This is a genomic window from Streptomyces sp. NPDC033165, from assembly GCF_055577965.1.
In genome coordinates this window covers 144,429-159,870 of sequence record NZ_JBVIPK010000005.1, presented here as the reverse complement: position 1 = coordinate 159,870, position 15,442 = coordinate 144,429, and the positions used below count along the sequence as shown (strand labels likewise).

14 protein-coding genes are annotated in these 15,442 nt (G+C 71.2%); 7 read left to right on the top strand and 7 right to left on the bottom strand.

Annotated features, from left to right (window positions below; all coding sequences use genetic code 11):
- Position 1: 1 nt before the first annotated feature.
- The 3 genes from secF (at position 2) to ACZ5WC_RS14420 (ending at position 4,444) form a co-directional block, all read left to right on the top strand.
- The gene (gene secF, locus ACZ5WC_RS14430; RefSeq protein WP_468541098.1) at positions 2-1,090 is read left to right on the top strand and encodes a protein translocase subunit SecF; all 1,089 of its coding nucleotides are present in this window, start codon (positions 2-4) and stop codon (positions 1,088-1,090) included.
- Positions 1,087-1,638: an adenine phosphoribosyltransferase gene (locus ACZ5WC_RS14425; RefSeq protein WP_468541097.1), complete on the top strand. Its 552-nt coding sequence runs from the start codon at positions 1,087-1,089 to the stop codon at positions 1,636-1,638. The genes secF and ACZ5WC_RS14425 overlap by 4 nt, the downstream gene beginning before the upstream one ends.
- Before the next feature lie 169 nt (positions 1,639-1,807).
- Positions 1,808-4,444, top strand: a complete 2,637-nt coding sequence (locus tag ACZ5WC_RS14420) for a RelA/SpoT family protein (protein ID WP_468541096.1) — start codon at positions 1,808-1,810, stop codon at positions 4,442-4,444.
- A gap of 63 nt (positions 4,445-4,507) precedes the next feature.
- On the opposite strand, the gene ACZ5WC_RS14415 is transcribed toward ACZ5WC_RS14420, so the two are convergent.
- On the bottom strand, positions 4,508-5,737 hold the full coding sequence (locus ACZ5WC_RS14415; RefSeq protein ID WP_096630872.1) for a DUF349 domain-containing protein: 1,230 nt from the start codon (positions 5,735-5,737) through the stop codon (positions 4,508-4,510).
- 190 nt (positions 5,738-5,927) lie between these two features.
- The gene (locus ACZ5WC_RS14410; protein WP_468541095.1) at positions 5,928-6,719 is read right to left on the bottom strand and encodes a peptidylprolyl isomerase; all 792 of its coding nucleotides are present in this window, start codon (positions 6,717-6,719) and stop codon (positions 5,928-5,930) included.
- A gap of 157 nt (positions 6,720-6,876) precedes the next feature.
- Between ACZ5WC_RS14410 and ACZ5WC_RS14405 the strand changes: the two genes are divergently transcribed.
- A complete protein-coding gene (locus ACZ5WC_RS14405; RefSeq protein WP_468541094.1) occupies positions 6,877-7,566 on the top strand; it encodes an MBL fold metallo-hydrolase in 690 nt (229 codons plus the stop codon).
- A gap of 15 nt (positions 7,567-7,581) precedes the next feature.
- Entirely contained in the window at positions 7,582-8,844 is a 1,263-nt protein-coding gene (gene hisS / locus ACZ5WC_RS14400) for a histidine--tRNA ligase (protein ID WP_468541093.1), read from the top strand.
- Positions 8,845-8,906: 62 nt separating this feature from the next.
- Here hisS and ACZ5WC_RS14395 read toward each other — a convergent pair whose 3' ends face one another.
- Genes ACZ5WC_RS14395 through ACZ5WC_RS14380 form a run of 4 tightly spaced genes read right to left on the bottom strand, consistent with a single transcriptional unit; the run spans position 8,907 to position 12,440 of the window.
- Positions 8,907-9,527 carry a response regulator gene (locus ACZ5WC_RS14395; protein WP_096630876.1) on the bottom strand — a complete coding sequence of 207 codons (621 nt, stop codon included), beginning with the start codon at positions 9,525-9,527 and terminating at the stop codon, positions 8,907-8,909.
- Positions 9,527-10,819 carry a sensor histidine kinase gene (locus tag ACZ5WC_RS14390; protein ID WP_468541092.1) on the bottom strand — a complete coding sequence of 431 codons (1,293 nt, stop codon included), beginning with the start codon at positions 10,817-10,819 and terminating at the stop codon, positions 9,527-9,529. Before ACZ5WC_RS14390 ends, ACZ5WC_RS14395 begins: the two co-directional genes overlap by 1 nt.
- Positions 10,777-11,586, bottom strand: coding sequence for an ABC transporter permease (locus tag ACZ5WC_RS14385; RefSeq protein WP_468541091.1), 810 nt, complete (start codon positions 11,584-11,586; stop codon positions 10,777-10,779). Before ACZ5WC_RS14385 ends, ACZ5WC_RS14390 begins: the two co-directional genes overlap by 43 nt.
- Positions 11,583-12,440: an ABC transporter ATP-binding protein gene (locus ACZ5WC_RS14380; protein WP_468541090.1), complete on the bottom strand. Its 858-nt coding sequence runs from the start codon at positions 12,438-12,440 to the stop codon at positions 11,583-11,585. Before ACZ5WC_RS14380 ends, ACZ5WC_RS14385 begins: the two co-directional genes overlap by 4 nt.
- 136 nt (positions 12,441-12,576) lie before the next feature.
- On the opposite strand from ACZ5WC_RS14380, the gene ACZ5WC_RS14375 reads away from it, so the two are divergent.
- Complete coding sequence (locus ACZ5WC_RS14375; RefSeq protein ID WP_468541089.1) at positions 12,577-13,215, top strand: vitamin K epoxide reductase family protein; 639 nt, start codon at positions 12,577-12,579, stop codon at positions 13,213-13,215.
- Positions 13,216-13,281: 66 nt separating this feature from the next.
- Positions 13,282-14,661 carry a replication-associated recombination protein A gene (locus tag ACZ5WC_RS14370; RefSeq protein WP_468541088.1) on the top strand — a complete coding sequence of 460 codons (1,380 nt, stop codon included), beginning with the start codon at positions 13,282-13,284 and terminating at the stop codon, positions 14,659-14,661.
- A 28-nt stretch (positions 14,662-14,689) separates the two neighbouring features.
- On the opposite strand, the gene ACZ5WC_RS14365 is transcribed toward ACZ5WC_RS14370, so the two are convergent.
- Positions 14,690-15,391: a DUF2470 domain-containing protein gene (locus tag ACZ5WC_RS14365; protein ID WP_468541087.1), complete on the bottom strand. Its 702-nt coding sequence runs from the start codon at positions 15,389-15,391 to the stop codon at positions 14,690-14,692.
- Positions 15,392-15,442 lie beyond the last annotated feature (51 nt).

Here is a 15,442-nt window from a genome sequence, read left to right as displayed (position 1 = left end):
GATGTCGCGACTCGGCAATCTCGGCGCCCGGCTCTACCGCGGCGAGGTCGGCTACGACTTCATCCGCAACCGCAAGATCTGGTACGGCGTCTCGATACTGATCACCATCACGGCCATCATCGGCGTGGCGGTCGGCGGCCTCCGCATGGGCATCGAGTTCCAGGGCGGCGCGGTCTTCACGACCGACACCAGGGCCAAGATCTCCACCGCCCAGGCCACGGACGTGGCGACCGAGGCATCCGGCCACCTGGCCATCGTCCAGGAGCTCGGCAACGGCGGTCTGCGCATCCAGATCACCGAGGTCGACACCGCCACGGCGAACGAGATCAAGGAGACGCTCTCCGACGAGCTCGGCATCCCCGCCGACGAGATCAACGCGGACCTGGTCGGCCCCAGCTGGGGTGAGCAGATCGCCAACAAGGCCTGGACCGGTCTCGCGGTCTTCATGGTCCTGGTGGTGATCTATCTGGCCATCGCCTTCGAGTGGCGGATGGCCGTCGCCGCCCTCATCGCACTGATCCACGACATCACCATCACGGTCGGTGTCTACGCCCTGGTCGGCTTCGAGGTCACCCCGGGCACGGTGATCGGTCTGCTGACCATTCTCGGTTACTCCCTGTACGACACGGTGGTGGTCTTCGACAGCCTCAAGGAGGGGCAGAAGGACATCACCAAGCAGACCCGCTTCACGTACAGCGAGATCGCCAACCGGTCGATCAACAGCACCCTGGTCCGCTCGATCAACACCACCGTGGTGGCGCTGCTGCCGGTGGCCGGGCTGCTCTTCATCGGTGGCGGTGTCTTCGGCGCGGGCATGCTGAACGACATCTCGCTGTCTCTGTTCGTCGGTCTCGCCGCCGGTGCGTACTCCTCGATCTTCATCGCCACCCCGCTCGTCGCCGACCTCAAGGAACGCGACCCGCAGATGAAGGCGCTGAAGAAGCGGGTCCTCGCCAAGCGGGCGGCCGCCGCAGCCAAGGGCGAGCCCGCCGACGATGGTCCCGAGGACATCGTCGAGGGCGCCGCGACCGCGGGCAGCGGAGCCGGACCCCGCTCGCACGGCCGCACCCCGGGAAGCGCTGAGCGATGACGAGCACCACCGAATCCACCCGGGAGCTGCTGCTCAGCCGGATCCGTGATGTCGCGGACTACCCGAAGCCGGGCGTGATGTTCAAGGACATCACTCCGCTGCTCGCGGACCCGGCGGCCTTCACGGCGCTCACCGACGCCCTCGCGGAGCTGTGCGTACGCCACGGCGCCACGAAGGTCGTCGGCCTGGAGGCGCGCGGCTTCATCCTGGCCGCGCCGGTAGCGGTCCGCGCGGGCCTCGGCTTCGTACCGGTCCGCAAGGCCGGAAAGCTCCCCGGAGCCACGCTCGCCCAGTCCTACGAGCTGGAGTACGGCAGCGCGGAGATCGAGATCCACGCCGAGGACCTCGCCGCCGACGACCGGATCATGGTCATCGACGACGTTCTCGCCACCGGCGGCACCGCGGAAGCCTCGCTGGAGCTCATCCGGCGGGCCGGCGCCCGGGTCGCGGGCGTCGCGGTCCTCATGGAGCTCGGTTTCCTCGCGGGCCGCGCCCGTCTGGAGCCGGGCCTGCGGGGCGCACCGCTGGAGGCCCTGATCACGGTCTGATCCGCAGGACAGGCCGGCGACGGCCACCGAGTACGAGGGACGGGCACCCGGGAACGAACCGGGTGCCCGTCCCTCGTTGTGCGGGCTCCTGCCGTCCCCGGGCGAGGGTTCGCCGGGGGATCGATACCATGGGCTCTCCGGGTACCCCGGATCCGCACGAGGAGCGCTCTTGCCAGACGAGGCCCAGTCAGCCGCCGCCCCGCAGCCCGACAAGCCCGTGGCGGCCCCCGCCACGCCCGCGAAGGCCGCGCCCTCGAACGCGCCGAAGCCCGCGCCCCCGGAGCCCGCCCCCGGTGGCGCGCGCCCCCAGGGGGCCGCGAAGCCCGCCGGGACGGGCACTCCGCCCCCGAAGCCCGCAGCCCCCGCCCCGGCCGAGCGGTCCGCCCCCGTGAGCCCGGCGCAGCCGCCCGCCGCGAAACCGGCCGCCGCGGCGCCCAAGCCCCCGGCCCCCGCGCCGCAGGCCCCGGCGAAGCCCGCCGCCCCGGCCGGGTCCGCCCCCCGCTCCGGCGGCTCCTCCAACCGGGTGCGAGCCCGCCTCGCCCGCCTCGGCGTCCAGCGCTCCAGCCCGTACAACCCGGTCCTGGAGCCCCTCCTGCGTACGGTCCGGGGCAACGACCCCAAGATCGAGACGGCCACTCTCCGGCAGATCGAGAAGGCCTACCAGGTCGCCGAGCGCTGGCACCGTGGCCAGAAGCGCAAGAGCGGCGACCCGTACATCACGCATCCGCTGGCCGTCACCACGATCCTGGCCGAGCTGGGCATGGATCCGGCCACCCTGATGGCGGGCCTGCTCCACGACACCGTCGAGGACACCGAGTACGGCCTGGACACCCTGCGCCGCGACTTCGGCGACCAGGTCGCTCTGCTCGTCGACGGCGTCACCAAGCTGGACAAGGTCAAGTTCGGCGAGGCGGCCCAGGCCGAGACCGTACGCAAGATGGTTGTGGCCATGGCCAAGGACCCCCGGGTCCTCGTCATCAAGCTCGCCGACCGCCTGCACAACATGCGCACCATGCGCTACCTCAAGCGGGAGAAGCAGGAGAAGAAGGCCCGCGAGACGCTGGAGATCTACGCCCCGCTGGCGCACCGGCTGGGCATGAACACCATCAAGTGGGAGCTGGAGGACCTCGCCTTCGCGATCCTCTACCCCAAGATGTACGACGAGATCGTCCGGCTCGTCGCGGAGCGCGCCCCCAAGCGCGACGAATACCTCGCCATAGTGACCGACGAGGTCCAGTCCGACCTGCGGGCCGCCCGTATCAAGGCCACCGTCACCGGCCGCCCCAAGCACTACTACAGCGTCTACCAGAAGATGATCGTGCGAGGCCGCGACTTCGCCGAGATCTACGACCTGGTGGGAATCCGGGTGCTTGTCGACACGGTCCGCGACTGCTACGCGGCGCTCGGCACCGTCCACGCCCGGTGGAACCCGGTGCCCGGGCGGTTCAAGGACTACATCGCGATGCCCAAGTTCAACATGTACCAGTCACTGCACACCACGGTGATCGGTCCCAGCGGCAAACCCGTCGAGCTCCAGATCCGTACGTTCGACATGCACCGCCGCGCCGAGTACGGCATCGCCGCCCACTGGAAGTACAAGCAGGAGGCCGTCGCGGGCGCCTCCAAGGTCCGTACCGACGTCCCCAAGAACACCGGCCGCGGCCAGGACACCGTCAACGACATGGCGTGGCTGCGCCAGCTCCTGGACTGGCAGAAGGAGACCGAGGACCCGAGCGAGTTCCTGGAGTCCCTGCGCTTCGACCTCTCGCGCAACGAGGTCTTCGTCTTCACGCCGAAGGGGGACGTGATAGCGCTTCCCGCCGGCGCGACCCCCGTCGACTTCGCGTACGCCGTCCACACCGAGGTCGGCCACCGGACTATAGGAGCACGCGTCAACGGGCGGCTCGTCCCGCTCGAATCGACCCTCGACAACGGCGACCTGGTCGAGGTGTTCACCTCCAAGGCGGCCGGCGCCGGCCCCTCCCGGGACTGGCTCGGCTTCGTCAAGTCGCCGCGCGCCCGCAACAAGATCCGCGCCTGGTTCTCCAAGGAGCGCCGCGACGAGGCCATCGAGCAGGGCAAGGACGCCATCGCGCGGGCCATGCGCAAGCAGAACCTGCCGATCCAGCGCATCCTGACCGGCGACTCGCTGGTCACCCTCGCCCACGAGATGCGCTACCCCGACATCTCCTCGCTGTACGCGGCGATCGGCGAAGGCCATGTCGCCGCCGCGGGCGTCGTGCAGAAGCTGGTGCAGGCCCTCGGCGGCCACGACGAGGCCAACGAGGACCTGGCCGAATCCACCCCGCCCTCGCACGGCGGCCGCAGCAAGCGCCGCGCCAACGCCGACCCCGGCGTCGTCGTCAAGGGCGTCGAGGACGTCTGGGTCAAGCTGGCCCGCTGCTGTACGCCGGTCCCCGGCGACCCGATCATCGGCTTCGTCACCCGGGGCAGCGGCGTCTCGGTGCACCGCGCCGACTGCGTCAACGTGGACTCGCTGTCCCAGCAGCCCGAGCGCATTCTCGACGTCGAGTGGGCTCCGACCCAGTCGTCGGTCTTCCTGGTCGCCATCCAGGTCGAGGCGCTGGACCGCTCCCGGCTGCTGTCCGACGTCACCCGGGTCCTGTCCGACCAGCACGTCAACATCCTGTCGGCGGCCGTCCAGACCTCCCGCGACCGGGTGGCCACCTCGCGCTTCACCTTCGAGATGGGCGACCCCAAGCACCTGGGGCACGTCCTGAAGGCCGTACGCGGCGTGGAGGGCGTCTACGACGTCTACCGCGTCACCTCGGCCCGCAGGCCGTAAGAGCGAAAGGGAGGGGCCCCGGTACGCGATCCGTACCGGGGCCCCTCCCTTTCACGGGCTTTCTCAGCCGCCGAACTCCTCCAGGCCCTTCAGCGCCTGGTCCAGCAGCGCCTGACGGCCCTCCAGCTCCTTGGCCAGCTTGTCCGCGCGGGCGTTGTTGCCCGAAGCGCGCGCGGTGTCGATCTGGCCGCGCAGCTTGTCCACGGCCGACTGGAGCTGACCGGTCAGACCCTCGGCGCGGGCCCGCGCCTCCGGGTTGGTCCGGCGCCACTCGGACTCCTCGGCCTCCTGGAGCGCCCGCTCCACCGCCTGCATCCGGCCCTCGACCTTGGGCCGGGCGTCACGCGGTACGTGGCCGATGGCCTCCCAGCGCTCGTTGACGGACCGGAACGCGGCACGGGCCGCCTTGAGGTCCTTCACCGGCACCAGCTTCTCGGCCTCGGTGGCGAGCTCCTCCTTGAGCTTGAGGTTCTCGCCCTGCTCGGCGTCCCGCTCCGCGAAGACCTCGCTGCGGGCGGCGAAGAAGACGTCCTGGGCACCGCGGAAGCGGTTCCACAGATCGTCCTCGGCCTCGCGCTGGGCGCGGCCCGCCGCCTTCCACTCGGTCATCAGATCGCGGTAGCGCGCGGCCGTGCCGACCCAGTCCGTGGAGCCGGACAGCGCCTCGGCCTCGGTGACCAGCTTCTCCTTGGCCTTGCGGGCGTCCTCGCGCTGGGCGTCCAGCGCGGCGAAGTGGGCCTTGCGCCGCTTGGAGAACGCCGAGCGCGCGTGCGAGAAGCGGTGCCACAGCTCGTCGTCCGACTTGCGGTCCAGACGGGGGAGACCCTTCCAGGTGTCCACCAGCGCCCGCAGCCGTTCACCGGCCGAGCGCCACTGCTCGCTCTTCGCCAGCTCCTCCGCCTCGGCGACGAGCGCCTCCTTGGCGTGCTTGGCCTCGTCGGTCTGCTTGGCCTTCTGCGCCTTGCGCTCCTCGCGCCGCGCCTCGACCGTCGCCACCAGCGCGTCCAGCCGCTTGCGCAGCGCGTCGAGGTCGCCCACCGCATGGTGCTCGTCGACCTGCTGGCGCAGATGGCCGATCGCCGTCGTCGCGTCCTTCGCCGACAGATCGGTGGTCTTCACCCGCCGTTCGAGGAGGCCGATCTCGACGACCATGCCGTCGTACTTGCGCTCGAAATAGGCCAGAGCCTCCTCAGGCGAACCGGCCTGCCACGATCCGACGACCTGCTCGCCGTCGGCTGTACGCACGTACACGGTGCCCGTCTCGTCGACGCGGCCCCACGGGTCGCTGCTCACAGCGCCTCCTCCACCTGATGCCTGCTAGGGGGTTCGCCCCCGGGCATCGTCCACAGTTTCCTGGGGCGGGCATCGCCCGCCCTCCACAACGCCAATCTAGGCGACCGGCCGCCCGGCTGTCCGCACTCCGCGCGGCCGAAATTCTCCGCTCGGGGCCGGTTCGGGCCGGGCCGGTCGCCGCCCGGCCGGTTCAGTCCTTCTCGACCGACGCCTTCTCGATCGTCACGGTCTTCTTCGGAGGGCCGTCGGGCTGGTCGCCCTCCACCCCGGCCTTGCCGATCTTCTCGACGGCCTCCAGGGAGGCCTTGTCCATCGTGCCGAACGGGGTGTAGGTCGGCGGGAGCTTCGTCTCCTTGTAGACCAGGAAGAACTGGCTGCCGCCGGAGTCCGGCTGACCGGTGTTGGCCATCGCCACCGTGCCCGGCGGGAAGGTCACCTTGCCGTCGTCGCCCGCCTTGCCGAGCGCGTCCAGGTTCTCGTCCGGGATGGTGTAGCCCGGGCCGCCCATACCGTTGCCGTCCGGGTCGCCGCACTGGAGCACGAAGATGCCCTGGGTGGTCAGGCGGTGGCACGTGGTGGTGTCGAAGTAGCCCTTGTCGGCGAGCGCCTTGAAGGAGTTCGTCGTCTGCGGGGTCTTCGCCGCGTCCATCGAGAACGCTATGTCGCCCTGGGTGGTCTTCAGCGACATCGTGTACGTCGCCTTCTTGTCGATCTTCATCGGGGGCAGCGGAGCCTTGCTCTCGCTCTCCGAGGGCTCCGGAGCGGGGCTCTGGCTCGACGCCGCGTCGCTCGCCTTGTCCTTGTCGTCGCCCTTGCCGGCCACGACGAACGCGCTCACTCCGATGACGGCGACCACGGCCACCGAGGCCGCGACGATCGCGGTGATGCGCCTGGTCCTGCGGCGGGCCTCCTCCCGGCGCTTCTGCTGGCGCTCGAACTTTTCCCGGGCGAGCTGCCGTCGCCGCTGTTCGCTGCTGGACACCGGTGGGGCTCCTTGTTACGTCGTGGGTCGTCGGATGAGGGCCTGAGCTGCCCGTACCGTATATGGGTTACCTGTGTCATGAGGAGCGCCGGTAGGCTCTGATCCGCCGCATCCTTGTACTGCGGCCGCTTCCACCGGACGAACATTAAGGACGATCGTGCTCATTGCCGGGTTCCCCGCCGGGGCCTGGGGGACCAACTGCTATCTGGTCGCCCCCGCCACCGGTGAGGAGTGCGTGATCATCGACCCGGGCCACCAGGCCGCCCAGGGCGTCGAGGAAACGCTGAAGAAGCATCGGCTCAAGCCCGTCGCCGTCGTCCTCACCCACGGCCACATCGACCACGTCGCCTCGGTCGTCCCCGTCTGCGGCTCCCACGACGTACCCGCCTGGATCCACCCCGAGGACCGCTACATGATGAGCGACCCGGAGAAGGCGCTGGGCCGCTCCATCGGGATGCCGCTCATGGGCGAGCTGACCGTGGGAGAGCCCGACGACGTCAAGGAGCTGACCGACGGGGCGAAGCTGAGCCTGGCCGGTCTGGAGTTCGGCGTCTCGCACGCGCCCGGCCATACCAAGGGGTCGGTGACGTTCGGGATGCCCGAGGCCGCGGACATTCCGCCGGTCCTCTTCTCGGGCGACCTGCTCTTCGCCGGCTCCGTCGGACGTACCGACCTGCCCGGCGGCGACCACGCCGAGTTGCTGGAGTCGCTGGCCCGCGTGTGCCTGCCGCTCGACGACTCGACCGTGGTGCTGTCCGGCCACGGCCCCCAGACGACCATCGGCCGCGAGCGCGCCTCCAACCCGTTCCTGAACGGTCTGGACGCGGCGCCGCGCCGAGGACTGTAGACGAGAGACGTAATCGTGAGCACCTTTCAGGCCCCCAAGGGCACGTACGACCTGACCCCGCCGGACTCCGCGAAGTTCCTGGCGGTGCGCGAGGCCATCTCCGCCCCCCTGCGCGACTCCGGCTACGGCTACATCGAGACGCCCGGGTTCGAGAACGTCGAGCTCTTCGCGCGCGGTGTCGGTGAGTCCACCGACATCGTCACCAAGGAGATGTACACCCTCACCACCAAGGGCGGCGACCAGCTCGCGCTGCGCCCCGAGGGCACCGCCTCCGTGCTGCGCGCCGCGCTGGAGGCCAACCTCCACAAGGCGGGCAACCTCCCCGTCAAGCTCTGGTACTCCGGCTCCTACTACCGCTACGAGCGCCCGCAGAAGGGCCGCTACCGCCACTTCTCGCAGGTCGGCGCCGAGGCCATCGGCACCGAGGACCCGGTCCTGGACGCCGAGCTGATCATCCTGGCCGACCAGGCGTACCGCTCGCTCGGCCTGCGCCAGTTCCGCATCCTGCTGAACTCGCTCGGCGACAAGGAGTGCCGCCCCGTCTACCGGGAAGCGCTCCAGACCTTCCTGCGCGACCTCGACCTCGACGAGGAGACCCGCCGCCGCATCGAGATCAACCCGCTGCGCGTCCTGGACGACAAGCGGGCCGACGTACAGAAGCAGCTCACCGACGCGCCCAAGCTCCGCGACCACCTCTGCGACGCCTGCAAGGCGTACCACGAAGAGGTCCGCGCGCTGCTGACGGCGGCCGGAGTCGGGTACGAGGACGACGAGAAGCTCGTCCGCGGCCTCGACTACTACACCCGTACCACCTTCGAGTTCGTCCACGACGGCCTGGGCTCCCAGTCCGCGGTGGGCGGCGGCGGCCGCTACGACGGACTGTCCGAGATGATCGGCGGCCCCGCGCTGCCGTCCGTCGGCTGGGCGCTCGGCGTGGACCGCACGGTCCTGGCTCTGGAGGCCGAGGGCGTCGAGCTCGACCTGCCCGTCACCACCAGCGTGTACGCGGTCCCGCTCGGAGAGGAAGCCCGCCGGGTGCTGTTCGGCGTCGTCACCGAGCTGCGCCGCGCGGGCGTCGCCGCCGACTTCGCGTTCGGCGGCCGGGGCCTGAAGGGCGCGATGAAGAGCGCCAACCGCTCGGGCGCGCGCTACACCCTGGTGGCGGGCGAGCGCGATCTCGCCGAGGGCGTCGTCCAGCTCAAGGACATGGAGTCCGGCGAGCAGAGCGCGGTGCCGCTGGCGGAGGCCGTCGCGGAGCTGACGAAGCGGCTCGGCTGAGCCGCTTCGTGAAAGCGGCGCGGGCGGCAGGACCCCAGGTCCTCCCGCCCGCGCCGCAGTCCTCACAGCAGCCCGTGGCGCATCGCCCCGGTCACCGCGGCGGTCCGGTCGTTCACGCCCAGCTTGCCGAAGATCCGCAGCAGATGGGTCTTCACCGTCGACTCCCCGATGAACAGCTTCCGCCCGATCTCCGCGTTGGTGCACCCCTCCGCCACCAGCCGCAGCACCTGCGTCTCCCGCTCCGAGAGCCGCGGCAGCTCCGGCACCCCGCGCAGCCGGTCCACCAGCCGTGTCGCCACCGTCGGCGCGAGTACCGTCTCGCCCCGCGCCGCGGCCCGGATCGCCTCCGCCAGTTCCCCGCGCCCCAGGTCCTTGAGCAGATAGCCGGACGCCCCGGCCTCCACCGCCCGAAGGATGTCGCCGTCACTCTCGTACGTGGTCAGCACCACGACCCGGCACGGCAGCCCCGCCGCCCGGATGCGGCGGATCGACTCGACGCCCCCGCCGCCCGGCATCCGCAGGTCCATCAGCACGATGTCCGGAAGCAGTTCGGCGCACAGGGCCTCGGCGCGGGGGCCGCTGCCGGCCTCGCCCACCACGTCGAGGTCCGCCTCGGCCTCCAGCATCCCGCGCAGCCCCTCCCGTACGACGGGGTGGTCGTCGGCCAGCAGGACACGGATCATCAGGCACTCCTTCGGGGGGCGTCCGGGAACGGGACGGCAGGGGACGGGACAACCGGGGGCAGCGGCAGGGCCACGGTCACCGAGGTCCCCACGCCCGGGGCGCTGCGGACCTCCGCACTGCCGCCGGCCTCCTCGGCCCGGGCCCGTACCCCGTCCAGACCGTAGCCCTCGCGGGGCGCCCGGGGATCGAACCCGCACCCCTCGTCCCGAACGGACAGGGTCAGGGCGTCCGGGGCATACCCGAGCAGCACCGTAACCGGTACGGACGGGCCCGCGTGCTTGCGGGTGTTGGCGAGCGCCTCCTGGCAGGCGCGCAGAGCCACCACCTCGTACGCGGTCGGCAGCGGGCGGACACCGCCGTCCACCGACAGCCGTGCCGGGGACCCGGTCTGCGCGGTGTGCCGGTCGGTGAGCCGCCGCAGGGCGTCCGCCAGCGACGTACCGGCCAGGTCCGCGGGGGAGCCTCCGGCCACCAGCGCCCGGGCCTCGGCGAGGTTCTCGCGCGCGGTCCGTGTCATCAGCGCCACGTGCCGCCGGGCCTGCGGCAGGTCGTGCTCCAGCTCCGACTCCACGGCCTGCGACAGCATCAGCAGACTGGTGAACCCCTGGGCCAGCGTGTCATGGATCTCCCGCGACATCCGCTCCCGCTCCGCCAGCGCCCCGTGCGCCGCCGACAGCCGGGCGATCTCCTCGCGACCCGCCTCCAGCTCGGAGATCAGCGCGGCCCGGTCCCGGCTCTGGGCGATGATCCGCATCGTCCACTGCCCCAGGAACGCGCTGAACGCGAAGGTCGCCACCGCCAGCAGCAGCCGGAAGACCGTCTCGCCCGCCGACGGCCGCCACAGCAGCGTCCAGCCCGCGAACGGCACCGCGCCCATGATGCCCAGCACCCACAGCGCGCCCCGCAGCCGCAGCAGCATGAAGCACTGCGGGGCCAGCGCGAACGTGACGAGCTGCGTCTCGTTCACCAGTACCGCCGTGGGCAGGAACAGCAGCACCGCCCCCACCACGTAGCGGAGGGCGGGCCCCTCGTCCCCGGTGTCGTCCAGCATGGCCGGGCGGCCCATCAGGACGTACCACGGCAGGTTCAGCGCCACGATCGAGGCCGCCACCGCCCGCAACGGCCACGAGGGCTCGGCGGCACCGAGGACCACCGCGAGCGTGACCGCCCAGACGACGGCGAAATACGCGTCCCAGGGGCGCAGCGACCGGACCCAGACGTCGGAGTCGCGCGCTCCGCCCGCCCCGGTCAGCCGTCGCGCCGGTTCTTCCAGCGAAACGTCAGCAGACACAGCAGCAATCCTCCGATGCACCACGCGCCCAACACCAGGGCGATCCGGCCGAACTCCCAGCTGCCCGCCTGCTCCAGCACGGCGGCCGACTCGGGCAGGAAGACCCCGCGGAAGCCCTGGCACATCCACTTGAGCGGGAACAGGGCGCCGATGTTCAGCATCCAGTCGGGCAGTTCGCTCGCCGGGATGTAGACCCCGGAGATGAACTGGAGCACCAGGAACGGCAGGATCACCACCGACCCCGCGCTCCGCCCCGACCGGGGCAGACTGCTGATCGCGATGCCCAGCAGCGCGCACCCGGTCGCCCCGAGCAGGAAGATCCAGCCGAACGTCAGCCAGGTGAGGAGGTCCGTGGGCAGCTTGAGACCGAACATACCCACCCCCACCAGCAGCAGGACGGCCGCCTCCAGGACTCCGGTGACCAGGACCAGCCACACCTTGCCCAGGAAGTAGGCGGCGGGCGGCATCGGGGTGGAGGTCAGCCGGCGCAACTGCCGTTCGTCGCGCTCGACCGCGATGGAGATGCCGAGGGACTGGAAGCTGGTCGCCATGATGCCCGCCCCCAGCATCGCGGCCACATAGAGCTGGGAGACAGCCACATCGCTACCCTCCACCGTGCCGCTGAAGATCGAGGCGAACAGCACCAGGAAGACGACGGGGAAGGCGAAGACGAAGACGACCTGGTCGCGCTGGCGGAAGAACTGCTTCAGCTCCAGACCGCCGCGCAGCACTCCGAGTCCCCAGGCCCCGGGGAGGCTCTCCTTCACCGGGTCACCTCCCGCTGTCCGGTGAGCCGCAGATAGACGTCCTCCAGGGTGGGCCGGGTGACCAGCAGCCCGGGGACCTCCCCGTCGAAGCGGTCGGCGAGCGCGGCGACGGTACGGGTCGGGGTCGCGGTCTCCTCGGCGCGAGGGGTGCCGTCGGACTCCGTCCACCGGACCGTCGCCAGGGCGCCGTAGCGGGCGCGCAACTCCCCGGGGCTGCCCTCGGCGACGGCGGTGCCGTCGGCGATGACGACGAGCCGGTCGGCGAGCGCCTCCGCCTCCTCCAGGTAGTGCGTGGTGAGGAGGATGGTGGTGCCGCCGTCGGCGAGCAGCCGGATCAGCTCCCAGAACTGCCGCCGGGCCGCCGGGTCGAAGCCGGTGGTCGGCTCGTCGAGGAGGAGGAGTTCGGGGGCGCCGATCACGCCGAGCGCCACATCGAGACGTCGCCGCTGCCCGCCCGAGAGCGCCTTGGTCCGGGCCCCCGCCTTCGCCTCCAGACCGACCAGGGCGATGGTCTCGTCGGGGTCGCGCGGGCGCGGGTAGTAGCGGGCGAAGTGCCGCACGGTCTCCCGTACCGTCAACTCGGCGGGCGCGGATTCATCCTGCCAGACGATCCCGACGCGGGACCGCGACCGCCGGCCGGCGGTCGCGGGGTCGGCCCCGAGGACCTCCACGCTCCCGCCGTCCCGGTCCCGCTGCCCCTGGAGCACGCCCACGCAGGTGCTCTTCCCGGCACCGTTGGGGCCGAGCAGTCCGCACACCTCACCGCGCGGGATGCCCAGGTCCAGGCCGTCCAGCGCGGTCACATCGCCATAGCGCTTCCGCAGACCGCGCACGTTCACCACAAGTTCTGACATGGTCCAGAGCATCCCGCGGAGCGGGCCGTTTCCCGCCCACCGGGCGTACACCTTTATGTCCATCGAACGGTTGACCTGTGCGGGGGTGCGGCACAATGACCTTGCCCGGTTGACCACTCGGTGATGGAACGGCGATATGACGACTGCAGCGGTAGACCACGACCTCTCCTCGGACCAGGACGAGGGCGGCCGGAAGCGGACCTTCGGGGCCGGACGCGGTCTGGCCCTGCTCCTGGTGATCACCGGCGCGGCCGGACTCCTGGCCTCCTGGGTCATCACGCTCGACAAGTTCAAGCTGCTGGAGGACCCCTCCTTCACCCCCGGGTGCAGCCTCAACCCCGTCGTCGCGTGCGGCAACATCATGAAGAGCGAGCAGGCCTCGGCGTTCGGGTTCCCCAACCCGATGCTCGGGCTGGTCACGTACGGCATGGTCATCGCCATCGGGATGGGCCTGCTCGCCGGAGCCCGCTACCGCGGCTGGTTCTGGCTCGGCCTGAACGCCGGGACGCTGTTCGGCGTCGGCTTCTGCACCTGGCTCCAGTACCAGTCGCTGTACAACATCAACTCGCTGTGCCTGTGGTGCTGCCTGGCCTGGGTCGCCACGATCGTCATGTTCTCCTACGTGACCACGCACAACGTCAAGCACCGCATCCTCCCGGCCCCGGCCTGGCTGCGGAACGGCCTCACCGAGTTCCCCTGGGTGCTCCCGGTGATGTGGATCGGGATCATCGGCATGCTGATCCTGACCCGCTGGTGGGACTTCTGGACCAGCTGACCCCACCCACCGCTTCGGCAGGTGCTCTTCGGGGCGCTGTCAGTGGGGTCGCATAGGCTTCATGACGTGGAGCCCGACCTCTTTACCGCAGCCGCCGAAGACCGCCAGGAGAAGGACCCGTCCAGCAGCCCCCTCGCTGTCCGGATGCGTCCGCGCATCCTCGACGAGGTCGTCGGCCAGCAGCATCTGCTCAAGCCGGGCTCGCCGCTGCGCCGCCTCGTCGGCGAGGGGAGCGGCGGCCCGGCCGGCGCCTCCTCGGTGATCCTGTGGGGCCCGCCCGGCACCGGCAAGACGACCCTGGCGTACGTGGTCAGCAAGGCGACCAACAAGCGCTTCGTCGAGCTCTCCGCGATCACCGCGGGCGTCAAGGAGGTCCGGGCCGTCATCGAGGGCGCGCGCCGCGCCACCGGCGGCTTCGGCAAGGAGACCGTCCTCTTCCTCGACGAGATCCACCGCTTCTCCAAGGCCCAGCAGGACTCCCTGCTGCCTGCCGTGGAGAACCGCTGGGTCACCCTCATCGCCGCCACCACGGAGAATCCCTACTTCTCGATCATCTCCCCGCTGCTCTCGCGCTCCCTGCTGCTCACCCTGGAGCCGCTGACCGACGACGACCTGCGGGCGCTGCTGCGCCGGGCGCTGGCCGAGGAGCGGGGCCTCGGCGGGGCGGTCACCCTGCCCGAGGACGCCGAGGCGCATCTGCTGCGCATCGCGGGCGGCGACGCGCGCCGGGCGCTGACCGCGCTGGAGGCGGCGGCGGGCGCGGCGCTGGCGAAGCATGAGGCCGGCATCACCCTGGAGACGGTCGAGGAGACCGTCGACCGGGCCGCCGTGAAGTACGACCGCGACGGCGACCAGCACTACGACGTGGCCAGCGCGCTCATCAAGTCCATCCGCGGCTCCGACGTCGACGCCGCGCTGCACTATCTGGCCCGGATGATCGAGGCGGGCGAGGACCCGCGGTTCATCGCACGGCGGCTGATGATCTCCGCCAGCGAGGACATCGGCCTGGCCGATCCCACCGCCCTGCCGACCGCGGTGGCCGCGGCCCAGGCCGTCGCCATGATCGGCTTCCCTGAGGCGGCGCTCACCCTCAGCCACGCCACCATCGCCCTGGCGCTCGCGCCCAAGTCCAACGCGGCGACGCTCGCGATCTCCGCCGCCCAGGAGGACGTACGCAAGGGGCTCGCCGGACCCGTCCCGGCGCATCTGCGCGACGGGCACTACCAGGGCGCCGCCAAGCTCGGCCACGCCCAGGGCTATGTCTATCCGCACGACGTCCAGGGCGGCATCGCCGCCCAGCAGTACGCCCCCGACGCGGTCCGCGACCGGTGCTACTACACCCCCACCCGCTATGGCGCGGAGGCGCGGTACGCGGACGTGGTCGAGCGGGTCCGCGAGCGGCTGGGCCGCGCGGGCGGCGAGGAGCCGGCCGAGGGCGCGTCCTGACCGGACCCGCCCCGCTTCCGGGCGCGGGTCAGTGGGAGGCCGCTTCGAAGAGGGTGTGCATCGCCCGGCGCAGTCCGGTGACGTCCCGCACGGGCTCGGGGAACTCGAAGCGGGCGTCGAAGCACGAGCCCTTGTCCTCGACGAAGCGGACCCGCAGCCCGAAGCGGTCCAGCGCCACGGGCACGGCGCTCGGCTGGTGGGAGGAGCAGGCCCGGGCGGTCCGCTCGCCGAGCAGTCCGCACAGGGTGCGCATCCGCTCGTCGTGGGCGGAGTGCAGATGCTGGAGCAGCTCCGTCTCGTGGGGGACCAGGGGGTCGGGGGCCGCGTCGCGGAAGTCCTCCGGATCGATGTCCTCGGCGCCCCAGAGATCATCCACGTACGCCTCGCCGAACTCCAGGCGCAGCATCATCCGGCCCGGCTCGGCGATACCGGGTACGGAGGTGAGCCAGCCGGAGACCCAGGCACGGCCCCGGATCCGGTGCGGGACGGAGACGGGGGCGACGTCCGTGAGCTCCAGCACAGCCGTCAGCTCGTCGCCCTGGGCGTGCGTCGCGGCCCGTACCGCCGGGGAGTCCGCGGGGAATTCGAGGAACAGGTCCCCCTCCGGCCCCACGCTCCTGCTGTCCGGGACCAGGGCTTCGGTGTGGGCCAGATCGAGCCCCGGTACGACCAGCAGCGCGGAGCAGGTACTCTGTACGAGAGTTCGTGTGCGCTCGGCTGCTGACGGCATCCGAGTGGTATCAAGCCCGCTGGGACGCGGCTGACCACGATCAGATCGGCC

Excerpts from the sequence above, each read along its gene's own strand:
- secF (WP_468541098.1), top strand. The coding sequence starts at position 2 with ATGTCGCGACTCGGCAATCTCGGCGCCCGGCTCTACCGCGGCGAGGTC.
- ACZ5WC_RS14425 (WP_468541097.1), top strand. The coding sequence starts at position 1,087 with ATGACGAGCACCACCGAATCCACCCGGGAGCTGCTGCTCAGCCGGATC.
- ACZ5WC_RS14395 (WP_096630876.1), bottom strand. The coding sequence starts at position 9,527 with ATGATCCGTGTCCTGCTGGCCGACGACCACCCCGTCGTACGGGAGGGG.
- ACZ5WC_RS14380 (WP_468541090.1), bottom strand. The coding sequence starts at position 12,440 with ATGTCAGAACTTGTGGTGAACGTGCGCGGTCTGCGGAAGCGCTATGGC.
- ACZ5WC_RS14375 (WP_468541089.1), top strand. The coding sequence starts at position 12,577 with ATGACGACTGCAGCGGTAGACCACGACCTCTCCTCGGACCAGGACGAG.
- ACZ5WC_RS14365 (WP_468541087.1), bottom strand. The coding sequence starts at position 15,391 with ATGCCGTCAGCAGCCGAGCGCACACGAACTCTCGTACAGAGTACCTGC.